The organism is Pseudomonas parafulva (genome assembly GCF_000800255.1).
GTDB lineage: Bacteria > Pseudomonadota > Gammaproteobacteria > Pseudomonadales > Pseudomonadaceae > Aquipseudomonas > Aquipseudomonas boreofloridensis.
In genome coordinates this window covers 4,830,486-4,846,739 of sequence record NZ_CP009747.1, presented here as the reverse complement: position 1 = coordinate 4,846,739, position 16,254 = coordinate 4,830,486, and the positions used below count along the sequence as shown (strand labels likewise).

Genomic DNA, 16,254 nt, shown 5'->3' with positions numbered 1-16,254 from the left:
GGCCACTATGTCATCGAGTTCGTTGCGCCATTCATTGCGTCGCCTGTGGGGCCAGGACAAGTTCAGCTACGCCATCCGGGTGACCATCGCCCTGACCGGCTCCATGGCCTGGTGCTGGTACCACAACGAGATGAGCCTGCTCATCCCGCTGTTCCTGGGCATCATCGCCAGCGCCCTGGCCGAGACCGACGACGGTTGGCAAGGTCGCCTCAGCGCCCTGGCCGTGACCCTGGTGTGCTTCGCCATCGCCGCCCTGGCGGTCGAGCTGCTGTTCCCCTACCCCTGGATCTTCGTCATCTCGCTGGCCCTGGCCGCCTTCGGCCTGACCATGCTCGGCGCGCTGGGCGAGCGCTATGGCGCGATCGCCTCGGCGACCTTGATCCTGTCGGTGTACACCATGATCGGCGTCGACCAGCGCGGCGGCCAGGTCAGCGACTTCTGGCACGAACCCTTGCTGCTGGTGGCCGGCGCGGCCTGGTACGGCCTGCTCTCGGTGCTGTGGCAGGCGCTGTTCTCCAACCAGCCGGTGCAGCAGAGCCTGGCCAAGCTGTTCTTCGAGCTGGGCAGCTACCTCAAGCTCAAGGCCAGCCTGTTCGAGCCGGTGCGCACCCTGGATGTCGAAGCCACGCGCCTGGAGCTGGCCAAGCAGAATGGCCGGGTGGTCGCGGCGCTGAACACCGCCAAGGAAATCATCCTGCACCGGGTTGGCAACAGCCAGCCCAACTCCAAGGTCAGCCGCTACCTGAAACTGTACTTCCTGGCCCAGGACATCCATGAACGGGTCAGCGCCTCGCACTACCCCTACAACGCCCTGAGCGAGACGTTCTTCCACAGCGACGTGATGTTCCGCTGCCAACGCCTGCTGCGCAAACAGGGCTCCTCCTGTCAGGAACTGGCCCGTTCGATCCGCCTGCGCCAGCCGTTCGTGCTCGCCAGCGGCTACCCCGAGGCCCTGGAAGACCTCAACGCCTCGCTGGAGTACCTGCGCCAGCAGAACAACCCGGCCTGGCGCGGCCTGTTGCGCTCGCTGCGCGCCCTGGCGGCGAACCTGGCGACCCTCGATCGCCTGCTCGGTGCGGCGAGCAACCCCGACAGCCTGGTCGCCGCCAGCGACAGCAGCCTGCTGGACCGCTCGCCGCGCACCTTCAAGGAAGTCTGGAAACGCCTGCGCACCCAGCTCACCCCCACCTCGCTGCTGTTCCGCCATGCCTTGCGCCTGCCGCTGGCACTGTCGATCGGCTACGGCATGGTGCACCTGATCCACCCCACGCAGGGCTACTGGATCATCCTCACCACGCTGTTCGTCTGCCAGCCCAACTACGGCGCGACCCGGCGCAAGCTGGTGCAGCGGATCTTCGGCACCGCCATCGGCCTGACGGTGGGCTGGGCGCTGTTCGACCTGTTCCCCAACCCGGTGGTGCAATCGCTGTTCGCGGTGGTGGCCGGTGTGGTGTTCTTCGTCAACCGCACCACCCGCTACACCTTGGCCACGGCGGCGATCACGCTGATGGTGCTGTTCTGCTTCAACCAGATCGGCGATGGCTACGGGCTGTTCCTGCCGCGCCTGTTCGATACCCTGGTCGGCAGCCTGATCGCCATCCTCGCGGTGTTCCTGTTCCTGCCCGACTGGCAGGGACGGCGCCTGAACAAGGTGCTGGCCAACACCCTGAGCTGCGCCAGCGAGTACCTGCGCCAGATCATGCAGCAGTACGCCGTGGGCAAGAGCGACGACCTGGCCTATCGCCTGGCCCGCCGCAACGCGCACAACGCCGACGCGGCGCTGTCGACCACGCTGTCGAACATGCTCATGGAGCCCGGGCACTTCCGCAAGGAAGCCGACGTGGGCTTCCGCTTCCTGGTGCTCTCGCACACCCTGCTCAGCTACTTGTCGGGCCTGGGCGCGCACCGCGACACGGCATTGCCCGCCGAGGTGCACGAGCAGTTGATCGATGGCGTGGGCAGCAGCCTGGCGCGCAGCCTCGACGAGATCGCCAGCGGCCTGGCGGCGCGCTCGCCGGTGGCCATCCACAGCGACGCGGAGGAGGCCCTGGCCCAGCAACTGGAGCAGATGCCCGAAGAGCTGGACGAGCACCAGCGCCTGGTGCAGTCGCAACTGGCGTTGATCTGCAGGCAATTGGGACCGCTGCGCACGCTGGCGGCGCATTTGATCAAGGACAGCGAGCCGGCCTGAGGTGCCGGCGCGTCAGAAGCCGTACTGGCGCATGATCCGCGCGTAGCTGCCATCGGCCTTCATCGCCTGAATCGCGCGGTCGAAACCCTGGACGATCTGGTCATGCTGCGGGTTCTTCAGGCTGACCAGTATGTGCAGGCTGTTCTCGCCCAGGGGCTGGGCGACGAAGTCCACCTGCCCGCGCACCTCGGGCGGCTCGTGTTGCAGCAGGTAGCGCGCCACCAGTTCGTCTTCCACCGCCAGGTCGACCCGGCCGGCAGCCAGCATGCGGATGGCCGACGAGAAGCTGCGCACCGGCACCTTGTCGAGTCGGCTGTCGCTGTCGAAGGCCGGAGAATAGGCATAATCACGCACCACGGCGATGCTGTAGGGGTACAGGTCGGCCAACTGGGTGAAGCTGAAGGGTCGATCCTTGCGCCCGAGCAGGCGGATGCGGTTGCTCAGGTAAGGGCTGGAGAATTCACCGAGTTGGGTACGCGATTCGGTGTACCAGGCGTTGACCAACACGTCGTAGCGGCCCTCGCCCACGCCCATCAGCGCCCTGGCCCACGGTACCTCCTCGAATTCGCTGGCATACCCGGCACGCGCCAGCGCCGCGCTGACCAGACCGGTCGCCAGGCCGCCGCCGGGCAAGCTGCTGTCGGAGAACGGCGGCCATTTATCGGCCACCAGGCGCAACGTCGGCTGGGCCACGGCAGGTGCCATCGCCAACACCGCGATCAGTCCCACAACGCCAAGCAGTGAGCGCATGCACAGTACCTCTCGCGGTCTGGAGGGATCGCAGCCGATGGCTCGAGGGTACACAAAGCCGACCGCCGACGGCAGCAGGCAATAATGTCATTTAGCCTCTATTTTGGCCGAATCGCTGAGCGGCGAGGGCCGCTGCACGACGGCGAACGCTGCTCGCGCCTCAGGGATAACCCAGCACCTGACGGATGTGCGCCAGATGGGCTTCGATCCACTGTTTGTCGATCGCCCCCCAGTCGCGGATGCGGTACTGCCCGGCATGGTTGCGCGCGCCGCTTAGCTGCTCGAATTCACAGACGATGTCCAGGTCGGCCAGGGCGGTGAGGGTGTCCTGCGCGGTGCGCCGGGGCATGCCGGTGGCCTCCATCAGTGCCGGCACGCTGGTCGCGGTCTGGCTGTCGATCAGCCAGGCGACGTACAGTCGGCGGTAGAAACTGCTCTTGGTCTTGCTTACGTCCATGCTCGGGAGCCTCAGGCGATGCCTGGCAGTTCACGCCAGGTCAGGTAGACACGCAGGTCGAATTCCAGCTGATGGTAGTCCGGCTCCATGTGCTGGCACAGTTGGTAGAACGCCTTGCTGTGGTCGCGCTCGCGCAGGTGGGCCAGTTCGTGGACCACGATCATGCGCAAGAACTGCGGCGCCGCGTCCTTGAACAGCGACGCAATGCGGATCTCCTTCTTGGCCTTGAGCTTGCCGCCCTGCACCCGGGTCACCGCGGTGTTCAGCCCCAGGGCGCGGTGGGTGAGGTCCAGGCGATTGTCATAGAGCACCTTGTCCAGCGGCGGCGCGCTGCGCAGGAACTGCTGGCGCAAGTCCTGGGCGTAGAGGTACAGCGCCTTGTCGTTCTGCACGTCGTGGCGCTGCGCATAGCGCTGCTGCAGGTAGTCGCCCAGGCGATCGCGGGCGATCAGTTGGCGGACCTGTTCCTGCAGGTGCGGCGGGTAGGCTTGCAAGTAGCGTAGGGGCGTCATGGCCGGGGAGTTTACCCAATCGCCGCGTCCCTGTGTGCGTGCTGCCAGCGCTCGGCGCCATTGTTGGCTACGATGATCCCTTCATCCCCGCTCGAAGCACTGACCATGCCCAAAGCCAGCAAAGTCATCGACCCCTCCTACGAACTGATGGACGACCACGAAGGCCACTCGCTGATCTACCGCCAGCATGGCTTTCCCAGCCCGCTGGTGCGCTGGCATTTCCACAAGGAATACGAGCTGCACCTGATCGTCGCCAGCGCCGGCAAGGTGTTCATCGGCGACTACATCGGCAACTTCGCGCCCGGCACCCTGTTCCTTACCGGCCCCAACCTGCCGCACAACTGGATCAGCCAGGTCGCCGTCGACGAGGTGGTGCACACCCGCGACATGCTGGTCAACTTCACCGACGAGGTGCTCGAACACGGCAGCCAGGTGTTCTCCGAGCTGAACCAGTTGGCGCCCCTGCTGGCCCGCGCCAGCTACGGCATCGAGTTCCGCGACCCGGTGCTGATAGACCAGAGCCGGCTGTTGCTGCAACGCATCGCCGACAGCCAGGGCATGGCTCGCCTGGGATACTTTTTTATCCTCATGGAAAAACTGGCGGCCTGCGACGACTACCAACTGCTGTCCACCGTCACCTCCTCGCACCTGGCCGACGAGCACAACGTCGACCGCATCAACCGGGCCGTGGACTACATCTTCGAGCACTACGCCCAGGACCTCACGCAACGCGAGGTAGCCGAGCACCTGGGCATGACCACCACCTACTTCTCGCGCTTCTTCAAGCAGGCCGCAGGCCGGGGGTTCGTCGAGTTCGTCAACCGCCTGCGGGTCAGCAAGTCCTGCGAACTGCTGGCGCGCAGCGAGCTGCCGGTGACCGAGGTGTGCTTCGAGTCGGGCTTCAGCAACCTGTCCAATTTCAATCGGCGCTTCCAGCAGCTCAAGGGCATGACCCCCTCCGGCTACCGCAGCCTGGTGACCCAGCGCCTGACCGAGCAGAACCGCGCCTGAGCCTGGGCGCGAGCTGTTTGGCAGCACACCACGCGCCAATGACGCACAGCAAAAAAGTATCGGTCAGGGTGCAGGCTAGGCTTTGTCGCTGAATCCCGTCACAGGTGTAATCGGTGGCGAGCATGACAAAAACAATAATGTCTCCTGCGCCGTCCTGCGGTCCGGGAGGGGAGTTCACCGCATGAACGACTCGATCAAGGCCTGCCTGGCCGTCGCCTGCCTCGGCCTGACGCCACTGGCCCAGGCCGCCGAAACCCTGACCATCGCCACCGTCAACAACAGCGACATGATCCGCATGCAGCGTCTGTCCAAGGTGTTCGAACAGCAGCACCCGGACATCGCGCTGAAGTGGGTGGTGCTCGAAGAAAACGTGCTGCGCCAGCGCCTGACCACCGACATCGCCACCCAGGGCGGGCAGTTCGACGTGCTCACCATCGGCATGTACGAAGCCGCGTTGTGGGGCGCCAAGGGCTGGCTGGAGCCGATGCAGGACCTGCCGGCCGACTACCATCTCGACGACGTCTTCCCCTCGGTGCGCGACGGCCTTTCGGTCAAGGGCACGCTCTACGCCCTGCCCTTCTACGCCGAAGCCTCGATCACCTACTACCGCAAGGACCTGTTCCAGCAGGCCGGCCTGAGCATGCCCGAGCAGCCGACCTGGACCCAACTGGGCGAGTTCGCCGCCAAGCTCAACAAGCCCCAGGACGGCCAGTACGGTATCTGCCTGCGCGGCAAGGCCGGCTGGGGCGAGAACATGGCCCTGATCGGCACCCTGGCCAATGCCTTCGGCGCACGTTGGTTCAACGAACAATGGCAGCCGGAATTCACCGGCAGCGAATGGACCCAAGCGCTGAACTTCTACGTCGACATGATGAAGCACTACGGGCCGCCCGGCGCGTCGAGCAACGGCTTCAACGAGAACCTGGCGCTGTTCAACAGCGGCAAGTGCGCGATGTGGGTCGATGCCAGCGTCGCCGGCTCGTTCGTCACCGATAAATCCCAGAGCAAGGTGGCCGATGTCACCGGCTTCACCTTCGCCCCCAAGCAAGTCACCGACAAAGGCGCGAGCTGGCTGTACTCCTGGGCCCTGGCGATCCCCACCAGCTCCAAGTCCAAGGACGCGGCGAAGGCCTTCAGCACCTGGGCCACCTCACAGGCCTACGCCCAACTGGTGGCCGACAAGGACGGTGTGGCCAACGTGCCGCCCGGCACCCGCGCCTCCACCTACAGCGAGGCATACTTGCAGGCTGCGCCGTTCGCCAAGGTGACCCTGGAGTCGCTCAAGCGGGTGGACCCCAACCATCCCACCCTCAAGCCGGTGCCCTATGTGGGTATCCAACTGGTGACCATCCCTGAGTTCCAGGCCATCGGCACCCAGGTCGGCAAGTTGTTCGCCGCCGCCCTGACCGGGCAGATGAAGCCCGAGCAGACGCTGGCCGCCGCCCAGGCCTCCACCGAACGCGAGATGAAACGCGCCGGCTACCCCAAGTAGTCCGAACGGATCCGTCGGCGCGCCCGCCAGGGCGCGTCGACGCTCGCCCGCCCTGCCTGCCGCCTGAGGAATCGTGATGAAGACGTCGGCCCTGGACACCCCGACCCTGGCCCCCGAGCGCCGGGGCAAACGCCGCATCGGCCCCGGCTGGTTCCTGGTCAGCCCCTCGGTAGCGCTGTTGCTGCTGTGGATGATCGTGCCCCTGGGCATGACCCTGTACTTTTCGCTGATCCGCTACAACCTGCTGTACCCCGGCGAGAACGACTTCGTCGGCCTGGAGAACTTCAGCTTCTTCGTCACCGACGCGGGCTTTCTGCCCGGTGCGCTCAACACCCTGACCCTGGTGGGCAGCGTGCTGGCGATCAGCATCGTCTTCGGCGTGCTCATCGCCGCGCTGCTGGAGGCTGGGGAATTCTGGGGCCGCGGCGTGGTGCGGGTGCTGTTGATCTCGCCGTTCTTCATCATGCCCACGGTCAGTGCGCTGCTGTGGAAGAACCTGATCCTGCACCCGGTGTCCGGCATTCTCGCCGCGCTCTGGCGCCTGTTCGGCGCGCAGCCGGTGGACTGGCTGGCGCATTACCCCTTGCTGTCGATCATCCTGATCGTGTCGTGGCAGTGGCTGCCGTTCGCCATCCTGATCCTGATGACCGCCATGCAGTCGCTGGACCAGGAACAGAAGGAAGCTGCGCGCCTGGACGGTGCCGGCCCGCTGGCGATCTTCTGGCACCTGACCCTGCCGCACCTGGCACGGCCCATCGCCGTGGTGCTGATGATCGAGACCATCTTCCTGCTGTCGGTGTTCGCCGAGATCTTCACCACCACCAGCGGCGGACCGGGCTACGAGTCCACCAACCTGGCCTACCTGATCTACAACCAGGCGCTGCTGCAGTTCGACGTCGGCATGGCGTCGGCCGGTGGCCTGATCGCCGTGCTGATCGCCAACGTCGCTGCCATCGTGCTGGTGCGCATGATCGGCAAGAACCTCACCGAGCGCAGCTGAGGAGCCCGCCATGCTGACACTCAAGCAAACCCGCCGCCTGCGCGACGCGCTGCTCGGCCTGCTGTGCTGGGGCATCGCCCTGGTGATCTTCTTCCCGATCTTCTGGATGCTGCTGACCAGCTTCAAGACCGAACTGGACGCCTTCGCCACGCCGCCGCAGTTCATCTTCCAGCCGACGCTGGAGAACTACCTGCACATCAACGAGCGCAGCGACTACTTCGCTTATGCCTGGAACTCTGTACTGATCTCGGCCACGGCGACACTGCTGTGCATGCTGATCGCAGTGCCGGCCGCCTATTCCATGGCCTTCTTCGAGTCGCGCCACACCAAGCGCACCTTGCTGTGGATGCTCTCGACCAAGATGCTGCCGCCGGTGGGCGTGCTGATGCCCATCTACCTGCTGGCCAAGCAGTTCGGCCTGCTCGACTCGCGCCTGGCGCTGATCATCGTCTACACCCTGATCAACCTGCCGATCGTGGTGTGGATGATCTACACCTACTTCAAGGACATCCCCGTGGACATCCTCGAGGCGGCGCGCCTGGACGGGGCCGGCACCTGGCAGGAGATCGTCCGCGTGCTGCTGCCCATCGCCCGCGGCGGCCTGGCCTCCACGGTGCTGCTGTCACTCATCCTGTGCTGGAACGAGGCGTTCTGGTCGCTCAACCTCACCTCGTCGGCCGCCGCCCCGCTCACCGCGCTAGTGGCGTCCTATTCCAGCCCCGAAGGCCTGTTCTGGGCCAAGCTCTCGGCCGTCTCCACCCTGGCCTGCGCGCCGATCCTGATCTTCGGCTGGATCAGCCAGAAGCAACTGGTGCGCGGGCTGTCGTTCGGAGCGGTGAAATGAGACGGCTCAGTGCGGCTGCTGCGCAGCCCAACCCCCAATCGAACCCCTGCCGCCACGGAGCGCACTCTACATGGCTGATCTGAAGATCCGTAACCTGCATAAAGGCTTCGATGGCCACGCCATCATCAAAGGCATCGACCTGGACGTTCACGACCGCGAGTTCGTGGTGTTCGTCGGCCCGTCGGGCTGCGGCAAGTCGACCCTGCTGCGCCTGATCGCCGGCTTGGAAGAGGTCAGCAGCGGCGCCGTCGCGCTCGATGGCCGCGACATCACCGACACCGCCCCGGCCAAGCGCGACCTGGCCATGGTGTTCCAGACCTACGCCCTGTACCCGCACATGACCGTGCGCAAGAACCTGTCGTTCGCCCTGGACCTGGCCGGGGTGGCCAAGGCCGAGGTCAGCCGCAAGGTCGAGGACGCCGCGCGCATCCTCGAACTGCAACCGCTGCTCGAACGCAAGCCGCGCCAGCTCTCCGGCGGCCAACGCCAGCGCGTGGCCATCGGCCGGGCGATCGTGCGCAACCCGAAGATCTTCCTGTTCGACGAGCCGCTGTCCAACCTCGATGCCGCCCTGCGCGTGCAGATGCGCCTGGAACTGTCGCGCCTGCACAAGGAACTGGCCGCGACCATGATCTACGTGACCCACGATCAGGTCGAAGCCATGACCCTGGCCGACAAGGTGGTGGTGCTCAACGGCGGCCGCGTCGAGCAGGTCGGCTCACCGCTGGAGCTCTACCGCCACCCGGCCAACCTGTTCGTCGCAGGCTTTCTCGGCACGCCGAAGATGGGCTTCCTGCGCGGCCACCTGAGCCGCAATCATGGCGAGCGCTGCGAAGTGGCGCTGGAGTGCGGGACGCGCCTGGACGTGCCGCTGTGCGCCGGCGAGCTGGCCACCGGCAGTCCGCTGACCCTGGGCATTCGCCCCGAACACCTGAACATCGCCAGCCCCGGTGAGCCCGGCGCCCTGCAGGTGATCGCCGATGTCAGCGAGCGGCTGGGCAGCGACAGTTACTGCCACGTGCGCAGCGCCTGCGGAGAAATGCTCACGGTACGGGTGCGCGGCGACTTCGCGCCAACCTTCGGCGAGCCGCTGCACCTGCACATCGATCCCCAGCACTGCCACCTGTTCGACAGCCAGGGCCAGGCGCTGAGCAAACCCCTGCAAGTGGCCGCCTGAAGGAAGTCCCGATGAAACTCGACCCGCGTACGCTCGACCAACTGCCAACCACCGTCGCCCGCCCGACCTACGATCCTGCGCAACTGCGCCAGGGCATCGTGCACATCGGTGTCGGTGGATTCCACCGCGCCCACCAGGCGGCCTACACCGACGCCCTGATGAACCTCGGCGAAGCCCACGACTGGGCGATCTGCGGCGCCGGCCTGCGCAGCGAAGACCGCGCCATGCGCGATGCCCTGGCCAGCCAGGGCCACCTGTACACCCTGTTCGAGCTGGGCGATGGAGCCGATACCGAGGTCCGCGTGATTGGCGCGATCAACGGCATGCTCTTGGCCGAGGACGATGCCCCGGCGCTGCTCGACACTTTGGCCGACCCGGCCATCCGTATCGTCTCGCTGACCATCACCGAAGGCGGCTACTGCATCGACGACAGCACCGGCGAGTTCCTCGACCAGTTGCCCGCGATCCAGCACGACCTGGCCAGCCCCGAGCAACCGCGCAGCGTGTTCGGTTTCCTCTGCCAGGCGCTGCGACGCCGACGCGAGGCGGGCAGCGCGGCATTTACGGTGATGTCCTGCGACAACCTTCCGCACAACGGCGAAGTGGCGCGCAAGGCCCTGCTGGCCTTCGCCCGCTTGCTCGACGCCGACCTGGCCGAGTGGATCGCCCGCCACGTCAGCTTCCCCAACGCCATGGTCGATCGCATCACGCCCATGACCAGCGCCGCCCACCGCGAGCAACTGGCCGAGCGTCACGGCATCGAGGACGCCTGGCCGGTGGTCTGCGAGCCCTTCCTGCAATGGGTGCTGGAAGACCAGTTCGTCAGTGGCCGACCGGCCTGGGAAAAGGTCGGCGTGCAGTTCACCGACGACGTCACGCCCTACGAGGAGATGAAGATCAAGCTGCTCAACGGCAGCCACCTGGCCCTCACCTACCTGGGCTTTCTGCAGGGCTACCGCTTCGTCCACGAAACCCTGGCCGACCCACTCCTGCGCCGCTACATGCGCACCTTCATGGACCTGGATGTGACGCCACAGCTGGCACCCGTGCCGGGCATCGAACTGGCGCACTACAAGGAAGCACTGATCGAGCGCTTCGCCAACCGCGCCATCGCCGACCAGCTCGAGCGCGTGTGCTCGGACGGCTCGTCGAAATTCCCCAAGTTCATCGTGCCCACCGCCAACCGCCTGATCGCCGACGGCCGGCCGCTGGAACGCGTGGCGCTGGTGGTCGCGGCCTGGGCGCTGTACCTGGGCGGCGTGGACGAACAGGGCAACCACTACGCCATTCCCGATCCCCGCGCCGCCCAGTGCCAGGCCCGCGTGGTACAGCGCGACGGACTGGCTGCACGGGTATTGGGCGACGAGACCCTCTTCGGCACGGCCATCCCGGCGTCACGCGAATTCGTCGTCGCCTTCGAGCGTCTCTACGACAGCTTGCGTGAGGTCGGCGTCAGCGACACCCTGCGCCGGGTACTGGGCGACTGACACGGAGCGCGACGATGGACGGACTATTTCTCGGTATCGACTGCGGCACCCAGGGCACCAAGGCCCTGGTGCTCGACGCCGGTAGCGGCGCAGTGCTGGGCCTGGGCAGCGCCGCGCATGCCCCGCCCGAGGGCGAGCAGGGTCGCCGCGAGCAGGACCCGGCGGACTGGCTGCGGGCCTTGCGCACGGCCGTGGCCGAGGCCTTGGCCTGCGCCGGTGTGCCCGGCTCGGCCATTCGCGCGCTGGCCGTCTCCGGCCAGCAGCACGGCTTGGTGATGCTCGATGGCCAGGGCCAGGTGCTGCGCCCCGCCAAGCTGTGGTGCGACACCGAGAGCAGCGCCGAGAACGAGGATCTGCTGGCGGCGCTGGGCGGACCGGCCGGCTCGCTGGAGCGACTCGGACTGGTGATCGCGCCGGGCTACACGCTGTCCAAGCTGCTGTGGAGCAAGCGTCACCACCCCGAGCTGTTCGCCCGCGCCGAACACCTGCTGCTGCCCCACGACTTCCTCAATCACTGGCTCACCGGCCGCGCCTGCACCGAGCCGGGCGATGCGTCCGGCACCGGCTATTACGATGTGCGCCAACGCGCCTGGGCCACCGATGTACTGGAGCTGGTCGAACCCGGCACGCGCCTGGCGGCGGCGCTCCCGCAACTGGTGGCGTCGGGTGACTGCATCGGCACGTTGCAGACAGCAGCGGCCCAGGCGCTCGGGCTGGACGCCAGCACCTGGGTCGCCAGCGGCGGCGGCGACAACATGCTCGGCGCGATCGGCACAGGCAATATCCGCCCAGGCCTCATCACCTTGAGCCTGGGCACCTCCGGTACCCTCGCCGCGCACACCGACCTGGCGCAGATCAGTCCCCAGGCCGAAGTCGCCACCTTCTGCGGGTCTTCCGGCGGCTGGCTGCCGCTGATCTGCAGCATGAACCTGACCGGTGCCTGCGCGCTGATTCAAGACCTGGCGCAACTGGACCTGCAGCAGTTCGGCGAACTGGCTGGCCAGGCGCCAATCGGTGCCGGTGGGCTGCTGATGCTGCCGTTCTTCGATGGCGAGCGGGTGCCGGCGCTGCCCGACGCCAGCGCCAGCCTGCTGGGCATGACCAGCGCCAACCTCAACCGCGCCAACCTGTGCCGGGCGGTGCTGGAGGGCACGTGCTTCAGCCTGCGCTACGGGCTCGACCTGCTGCGCGAGGTCGGCCTGCTGGGCCAGGAAATTCGCCTGGTGGGCGGTGCGGCGAAGAGCCCGCTGTGGCGCCAGACCCTCGCCGACCTGCTCGGCGTGCCGCTGATCTGTCCGCGCCAGACCGAAGCTGCAGCGCTCGGTGCGGCGATCCAAGCGGCCTGGAGCCTGGGGCGTCAACTGGGCAGCGGGGACGACCTGCCGACGCTGGTCGAGCGCTGCGTAGCACTCGACCCCAGCACCCGGACCGAGCCACAGCCCGCACAACAGGCGGCTTTCGAGACCGCCTACCAACGTTATCGGGCGCACCTGCCGGCGCGCTGAGCGCGGCCCTCATTCATGTTTGCTCGGAGACCTTCATGTATCTGGTTTGTGGCGAAGCGCTGTTCGATGTGTTCAGCCAGGCGGACAGTCCCCGCAGCAGTGAGCTGGATTTCAAGGCGATTGCCGGCGGCTCGCCGTTCAACGTCGCGGTCGGCCTGCGCCGCCTCGGCGCGGAGTCGGCATTGTTCGGCGGCCTGTCCAGCGACTATCTCGGCGCGCGACTGCGTCGGGTGCTGCAAGAGGAACAGGTCGATTGCAGCCATCTGGTCGTCAGCGAGGCGCCCACCACACTGGCACTGGTCGGCTTGAACGCCGATGGCTCGGCGCAGTACCAGTTCCGTGGCGACGGCTGCGCCGACCGTCAGGTGCGCCTGGAGCACCTGCCTGTGCTGGACGGTCAGGTACGCGGCATCCATGTGGGTTCCTACACCTTGGTGGTGCAGCCGGTGGCGGACACCTTGCTGGCGCTGGTGCAGCGTGAAAGCGAGCGGCGGCTGATCAGCCTCGACCCCAACGTGCGCCTGAACACGCAGCCCGACGTGACGCTGTGGCGCCGCCAGGTCGAGGCATTCGCCGCGCATGCCCACCTGATCAAGGCCAGCGAGGAAGACCTGGCCCTGCTCTACCCGCAGCGCGATCCCGCCGAGGTTGCACGGGGCTGGCTCAACCCGCGCTGTCGGCTGGTGTTCGTCACCCACGGGGCAAACGGCGCGAGCGCGCACACGGCGCAGGGCTCATGGAAGCGCCCGGCGGACACCTCGCGGCCCCTGCGCGACACCGTCGGCGCGGGCGATACCTTCCAGGCGGCAGTGTTGAGCGGGCTGGCCACGCTGAACGCGGACAGTCCACAGGCACTGGCGGCGCTGACGCGCGAAGCGATCGACGACCTCCTCGAATTCGCCATTCGCGCGGCGGCCATCACCTGTTCGCGAGTGGGGCCGGATTTGCCGTTTGCCCGGGAGCTTTAATTAAAGGTTACGCCATCAGCTACGTTCGCGTCGCAATGACTGCCAGCGTGCATATCGGCCTCTGGGCTCTGAATGCGGTTTGTAAGCGCTCCACCGCCAAGGCGCCGCGTGCCAAGGCGCTGGAACTTCCAAACCACCTTTATAGAAATGAATCTGCCCTCCGAGCGCCGCTCTGTTACGAAACGCATAGCGCAACTCACTGGCGGTGACGGACTGCCCGAATTCACCGCTTTTATCGATAACGGCCGACTCAATCAGGTCGTCAAGGATAAAGTGAATCTTAGGTCCTTCCTGGTTGGTCGCCATGTGAAGACCCAGTTTGGATCCGCGCTTCCAAAATAACAGTGGTCCGACATCACCCTCTATCCAATTGTGAAATCTACTGGTCTCCCATTGCGTGGCCACGCTCTCGTAGATCGCTGGGATATTGAACTTCGGACTGTGTTGACTCACCGCGAAATAGCGATCCCAATGCACATAGGTCTCAAACGTCTCCCTGGCGACCGCGAAATTTTTAGTGCTCGGAGCCGCCGCCCGTAGTAGGTGGCGTGGTGGAGCAGTAATTGTCAGTTTGAACTTAATCAATGCATAACTTAGCACGGCTTTCGCCACGGCGATGTTGTAGTGATCGATGGTCAACGCAACGTCATCCTGCGACTCTTCATACCCATCGATCGCGACCGCGAGATAGCGATGACGGTGAGTGGAGATCCCATAAACGAGATCACCTCGCCCTTGATCGAGATTCATGCTCATCGAAATCAAGCCTGCGGCATCAAAATACGTTACGGGGCTATTTCGCACCATGGCGTATAGATTGGCCCCATCGACTCCCCCTGCCGGATCCGCACTCAGCCAACGCCCCGTCCAGGGTTGATAATACCGATGGCCGTAGTGATACAGCCCCCCCGCATCCCGCTCTCGCCCGGAATACCGAACCGCTTTATCGGTTGCTTTGATCTGATGACGCGCGACCAAACTGGCCGTTCCACCAAACGGGTAAAACGCTTCACGGCTTATGACCTCACCCTCGGCATCGAGCTCTAACCCGACACTGCCGATCACGTCGTCATAGAAGTAGCGAATGTCATCGTGATCGACACGCTCCGGCACTTGCGAGCGGCAACGCATGGCCCGTACTTGGGCGTTACCTGCTTCGCCCATCACCACAACGTGCACACGCTCCTTAGCATCACCGGCAGCGCACTCAAGATGCAACTCCACGCCCGGGAGGTACATCACCTGCTGTTGCTTCAGCGAAGGCCCCTGCCGCTGCCCACAGACCTTGAGCACACGCTGCCCGCCTGCGTCATAGCGATAGTGCTCCACGCCCTCTCCCAACACTTGCCGCAACTCGCCACGCGCCGTCCAGGCCAGCCCTTGTCCCGGCAGCAACGCCCGCTGTCCGCCCCCGGCAGTGAACTGCGCTTCCACGCCCTCCGGCTGCTCACACAGCACATCCCACACACCGCGGTTGCTGCGAGGACTCACGGTGATTGCCGTCACATAATGATTGTTGGTCGCTGGCGCGCTGTGCTGGATGCGGATCAGGTTGCCCGCGCTGTCGTAGGTAAAACGCCGCGTATATCGGGTGAAGAGCGAGTCATCCACCGGCAGCGGTACCAGCGCCTCAGGCAACAGATTGCCTTCTCGCCCGACATTGACCATTTCCCGACCACTGGCGAAGACCAGTTGGTAGAGGCTGTCGTAGCGGTACTCGCACTCGGCGGCAACGCGCTGGTTGCGCCAGAACCGGGTCGGTTCGGCGTCGTTGCTCGTGCCAATCACGTTCCCGACAGGATCGTAGCGATAGTCAAGCGCCCAATAGCGCTGCTGCGGCACCGCCTGCCGGAGGGTCTGGATCGACGCGAGCCAGGACGTTCTGGGCTGATACCGATAAACCGTCACCGCGCCATTGCCATGGGCCTCGCGCAGCTTGCGGCCCTGCGCCGAGTAGTCCACGGACACTACGATGGCGCGCTCAGGCTTGCTCTCGAGCGTCAGCCAAGCAGCGTTAAGCGCGCCCGCCACATCGTAAGCGCTGCGCTGCCGATGCCCGGCACAATCGAGCGACCACAGCGGCCTGCCCGTGGCGTCGCTGCCGCTGCACGTGCGGTAGGCATCGGTGTCCAGCAGACGGTCCCAGTCCTGGGCTGAATCGCCGCGCCAGTCGGCGTGGACATCAACGTCGTCGGCCTCGCGCAACAACTGCCGTGACACACAGGTCGGCGTCCCCACCAGGGCCTTGCCCTGCGTGCTGAGCCGCCCGGCAGGGTCGTAGTGACTCACCAGATCGCCCGACAGATTACGGTCTTTGTCCGCAGCGGAGTGCCCGGCATAGCACAAGCGTTCGCTGACCCGCGCTGGCGCTCCGACCACCTGCTCGCTGACACTCAGTAGCCGACCTGCCTGCGTGGGTAACTCATAGACCCGGCGGTGCATCACCGCTTGCGTGAAATCGTCCTGATCGGCCGTGCCGACGCCCACCTGGCTGACCGCGAACAGCCCCCGCCCAGCGCAGTCGTCAAGCGTTAGCCGAGTACCGGCATCGGCACTCTGCACCCGCAGTGTCTGCCGAGCCAGCCCCTGCCGATAAAGGAAATTGACCCGACCGGCAGCATGCAAACGCGGATCAGCCATCTGGCTCGGCAAGCCCGCTGGGCCGTAACCGTGACGCGCAATACGAATCTCCGCGGCGGCTGTCAGCGTCTCGCACCGGTAATACTCGATCTGACGCACGGGCAGACGACGATTGTCGTAAACCCTGACAGAAGGTGTTTGATGGAACAGTTCGCCGCCCATGCCCTGCCTCCCGGATTTGGCGTGTCATCGACCACACAGTCAACCGCGCCACAGAGAA

The 16,254-nt window shown here is 65.7% G+C and carries 13 protein-coding genes; 9 read left to right on the top strand and 4 right to left on the bottom strand.

What is annotated here, in order from left to right; all coding sequences use genetic code 11:
• The first annotated feature begins 7 nt into the window (after nt 1-7).
• Nucleotides 8-2,191 (top strand): YccS family putative transporter, encoded by a 2,184-nt coding sequence (gene yccS / locus NJ69_RS21130; protein WP_039582795.1) that lies wholly within the window; start codon nt 8-10, stop codon nt 2,189-2,191.
• Between the two features lie 12 nt (nt 2,192-2,203).
• Here the strand turns inward: yccS and NJ69_RS21125 are convergent, their stop codons facing one another.
• The 3 genes from NJ69_RS21125 to NJ69_RS21115 form a co-directional block, all read right to left on the bottom strand.
• Nucleotides 2,204-2,941: a substrate-binding periplasmic protein gene (locus NJ69_RS21125; protein ID WP_039582793.1), complete on the bottom strand. Its 738-nt coding sequence runs from the start codon at nt 2,939-2,941 to the stop codon at nt 2,204-2,206.
• Nucleotides 2,942-3,101: 160 nt separating this feature from the next.
• Nucleotides 3,102-3,398 carry a winged helix-turn-helix domain-containing protein gene (locus tag NJ69_RS21120; protein WP_039582792.1) on the bottom strand — a complete coding sequence of 99 codons (297 nt, stop codon included), beginning with the start codon at nt 3,396-3,398 and terminating at the stop codon, nt 3,102-3,104.
• A gap of 11 nt (nt 3,399-3,409) precedes the next feature.
• A complete protein-coding gene (locus NJ69_RS21115; protein WP_029614202.1) occupies nt 3,410-3,910 on the bottom strand; it encodes a M48 metallopeptidase family protein in 501 nt (166 codons plus the stop codon).
• Between the two features lie 105 nt (nt 3,911-4,015).
• Here NJ69_RS21115 and NJ69_RS21110 point away from each other — a divergent pair, with 105 nt between their 5' ends.
• The 8 genes from NJ69_RS21110 to NJ69_RS21075 all read left to right on the top strand — a co-directional run bounded on the left by NJ69_RS21110 (nt 4,016) and on the right by NJ69_RS21075 (nt 13,394).
• Nucleotides 4,016-4,921: an AraC family transcriptional regulator gene (locus tag NJ69_RS21110; RefSeq protein ID WP_039582790.1), complete on the top strand. Its 906-nt coding sequence runs from the start codon at nt 4,016-4,018 to the stop codon at nt 4,919-4,921.
• A 181-nt stretch (nt 4,922-5,102) separates the two neighbouring features.
• Nucleotides 5,103-6,413 carry an ABC transporter substrate-binding protein gene (locus NJ69_RS21105; protein WP_039582789.1) on the top strand — a complete coding sequence of 437 codons (1,311 nt, stop codon included), beginning with the start codon at nt 5,103-5,105 and terminating at the stop codon, nt 6,411-6,413.
• A 76-nt stretch (nt 6,414-6,489) separates the two neighbouring features.
• Nucleotides 6,490-7,413, top strand: a complete 924-nt coding sequence (locus NJ69_RS21100) for a carbohydrate ABC transporter permease (protein WP_039582788.1) — start codon at nt 6,490-6,492, stop codon at nt 7,411-7,413.
• A gap of 10 nt (nt 7,414-7,423) precedes the next feature.
• Complete coding sequence (locus tag NJ69_RS21095; protein ID WP_039582787.1) at nt 7,424-8,257, top strand: carbohydrate ABC transporter permease; 834 nt, start codon at nt 7,424-7,426, stop codon at nt 8,255-8,257.
• Between the two features lie 70 nt (nt 8,258-8,327).
• Nucleotides 8,328-9,434 carry an ABC transporter ATP-binding protein gene (locus tag NJ69_RS21090; protein ID WP_039582786.1) on the top strand — a complete coding sequence of 369 codons (1,107 nt, stop codon included), beginning with the start codon at nt 8,328-8,330 and terminating at the stop codon, nt 9,432-9,434.
• 11 nt (nt 9,435-9,445) lie between these two features.
• On the top strand, nt 9,446-10,921 hold the full coding sequence (locus tag NJ69_RS21085; protein WP_039582785.1) for a mannitol dehydrogenase family protein: 1,476 nt from the start codon (nt 9,446-9,448) through the stop codon (nt 10,919-10,921).
• 14 nt (nt 10,922-10,935) lie between these two features.
• Nucleotides 10,936-12,426, top strand: coding sequence for a xylulokinase (gene xylB, locus NJ69_RS21080; protein WP_039582783.1), 1,491 nt, complete (start codon nt 10,936-10,938; stop codon nt 12,424-12,426).
• A gap of 35 nt (nt 12,427-12,461) precedes the next feature.
• Nucleotides 12,462-13,394: a carbohydrate kinase family protein gene (locus tag NJ69_RS21075; protein ID WP_039582782.1), complete on the top strand. Its 933-nt coding sequence runs from the start codon at nt 12,462-12,464 to the stop codon at nt 13,392-13,394.
• A gap of 15 nt (nt 13,395-13,409) precedes the next feature.
• Here NJ69_RS21075 and NJ69_RS21070 read toward each other — a convergent pair whose 3' ends face one another.
• Nucleotides 13,410-16,196 (bottom strand): RHS repeat-associated core domain-containing protein, encoded by a 2,787-nt coding sequence (locus NJ69_RS21070; protein WP_052192179.1) that lies wholly within the window; start codon nt 16,194-16,196, stop codon nt 13,410-13,412.
• Nucleotides 16,197-16,254 lie beyond the last annotated feature (58 nt).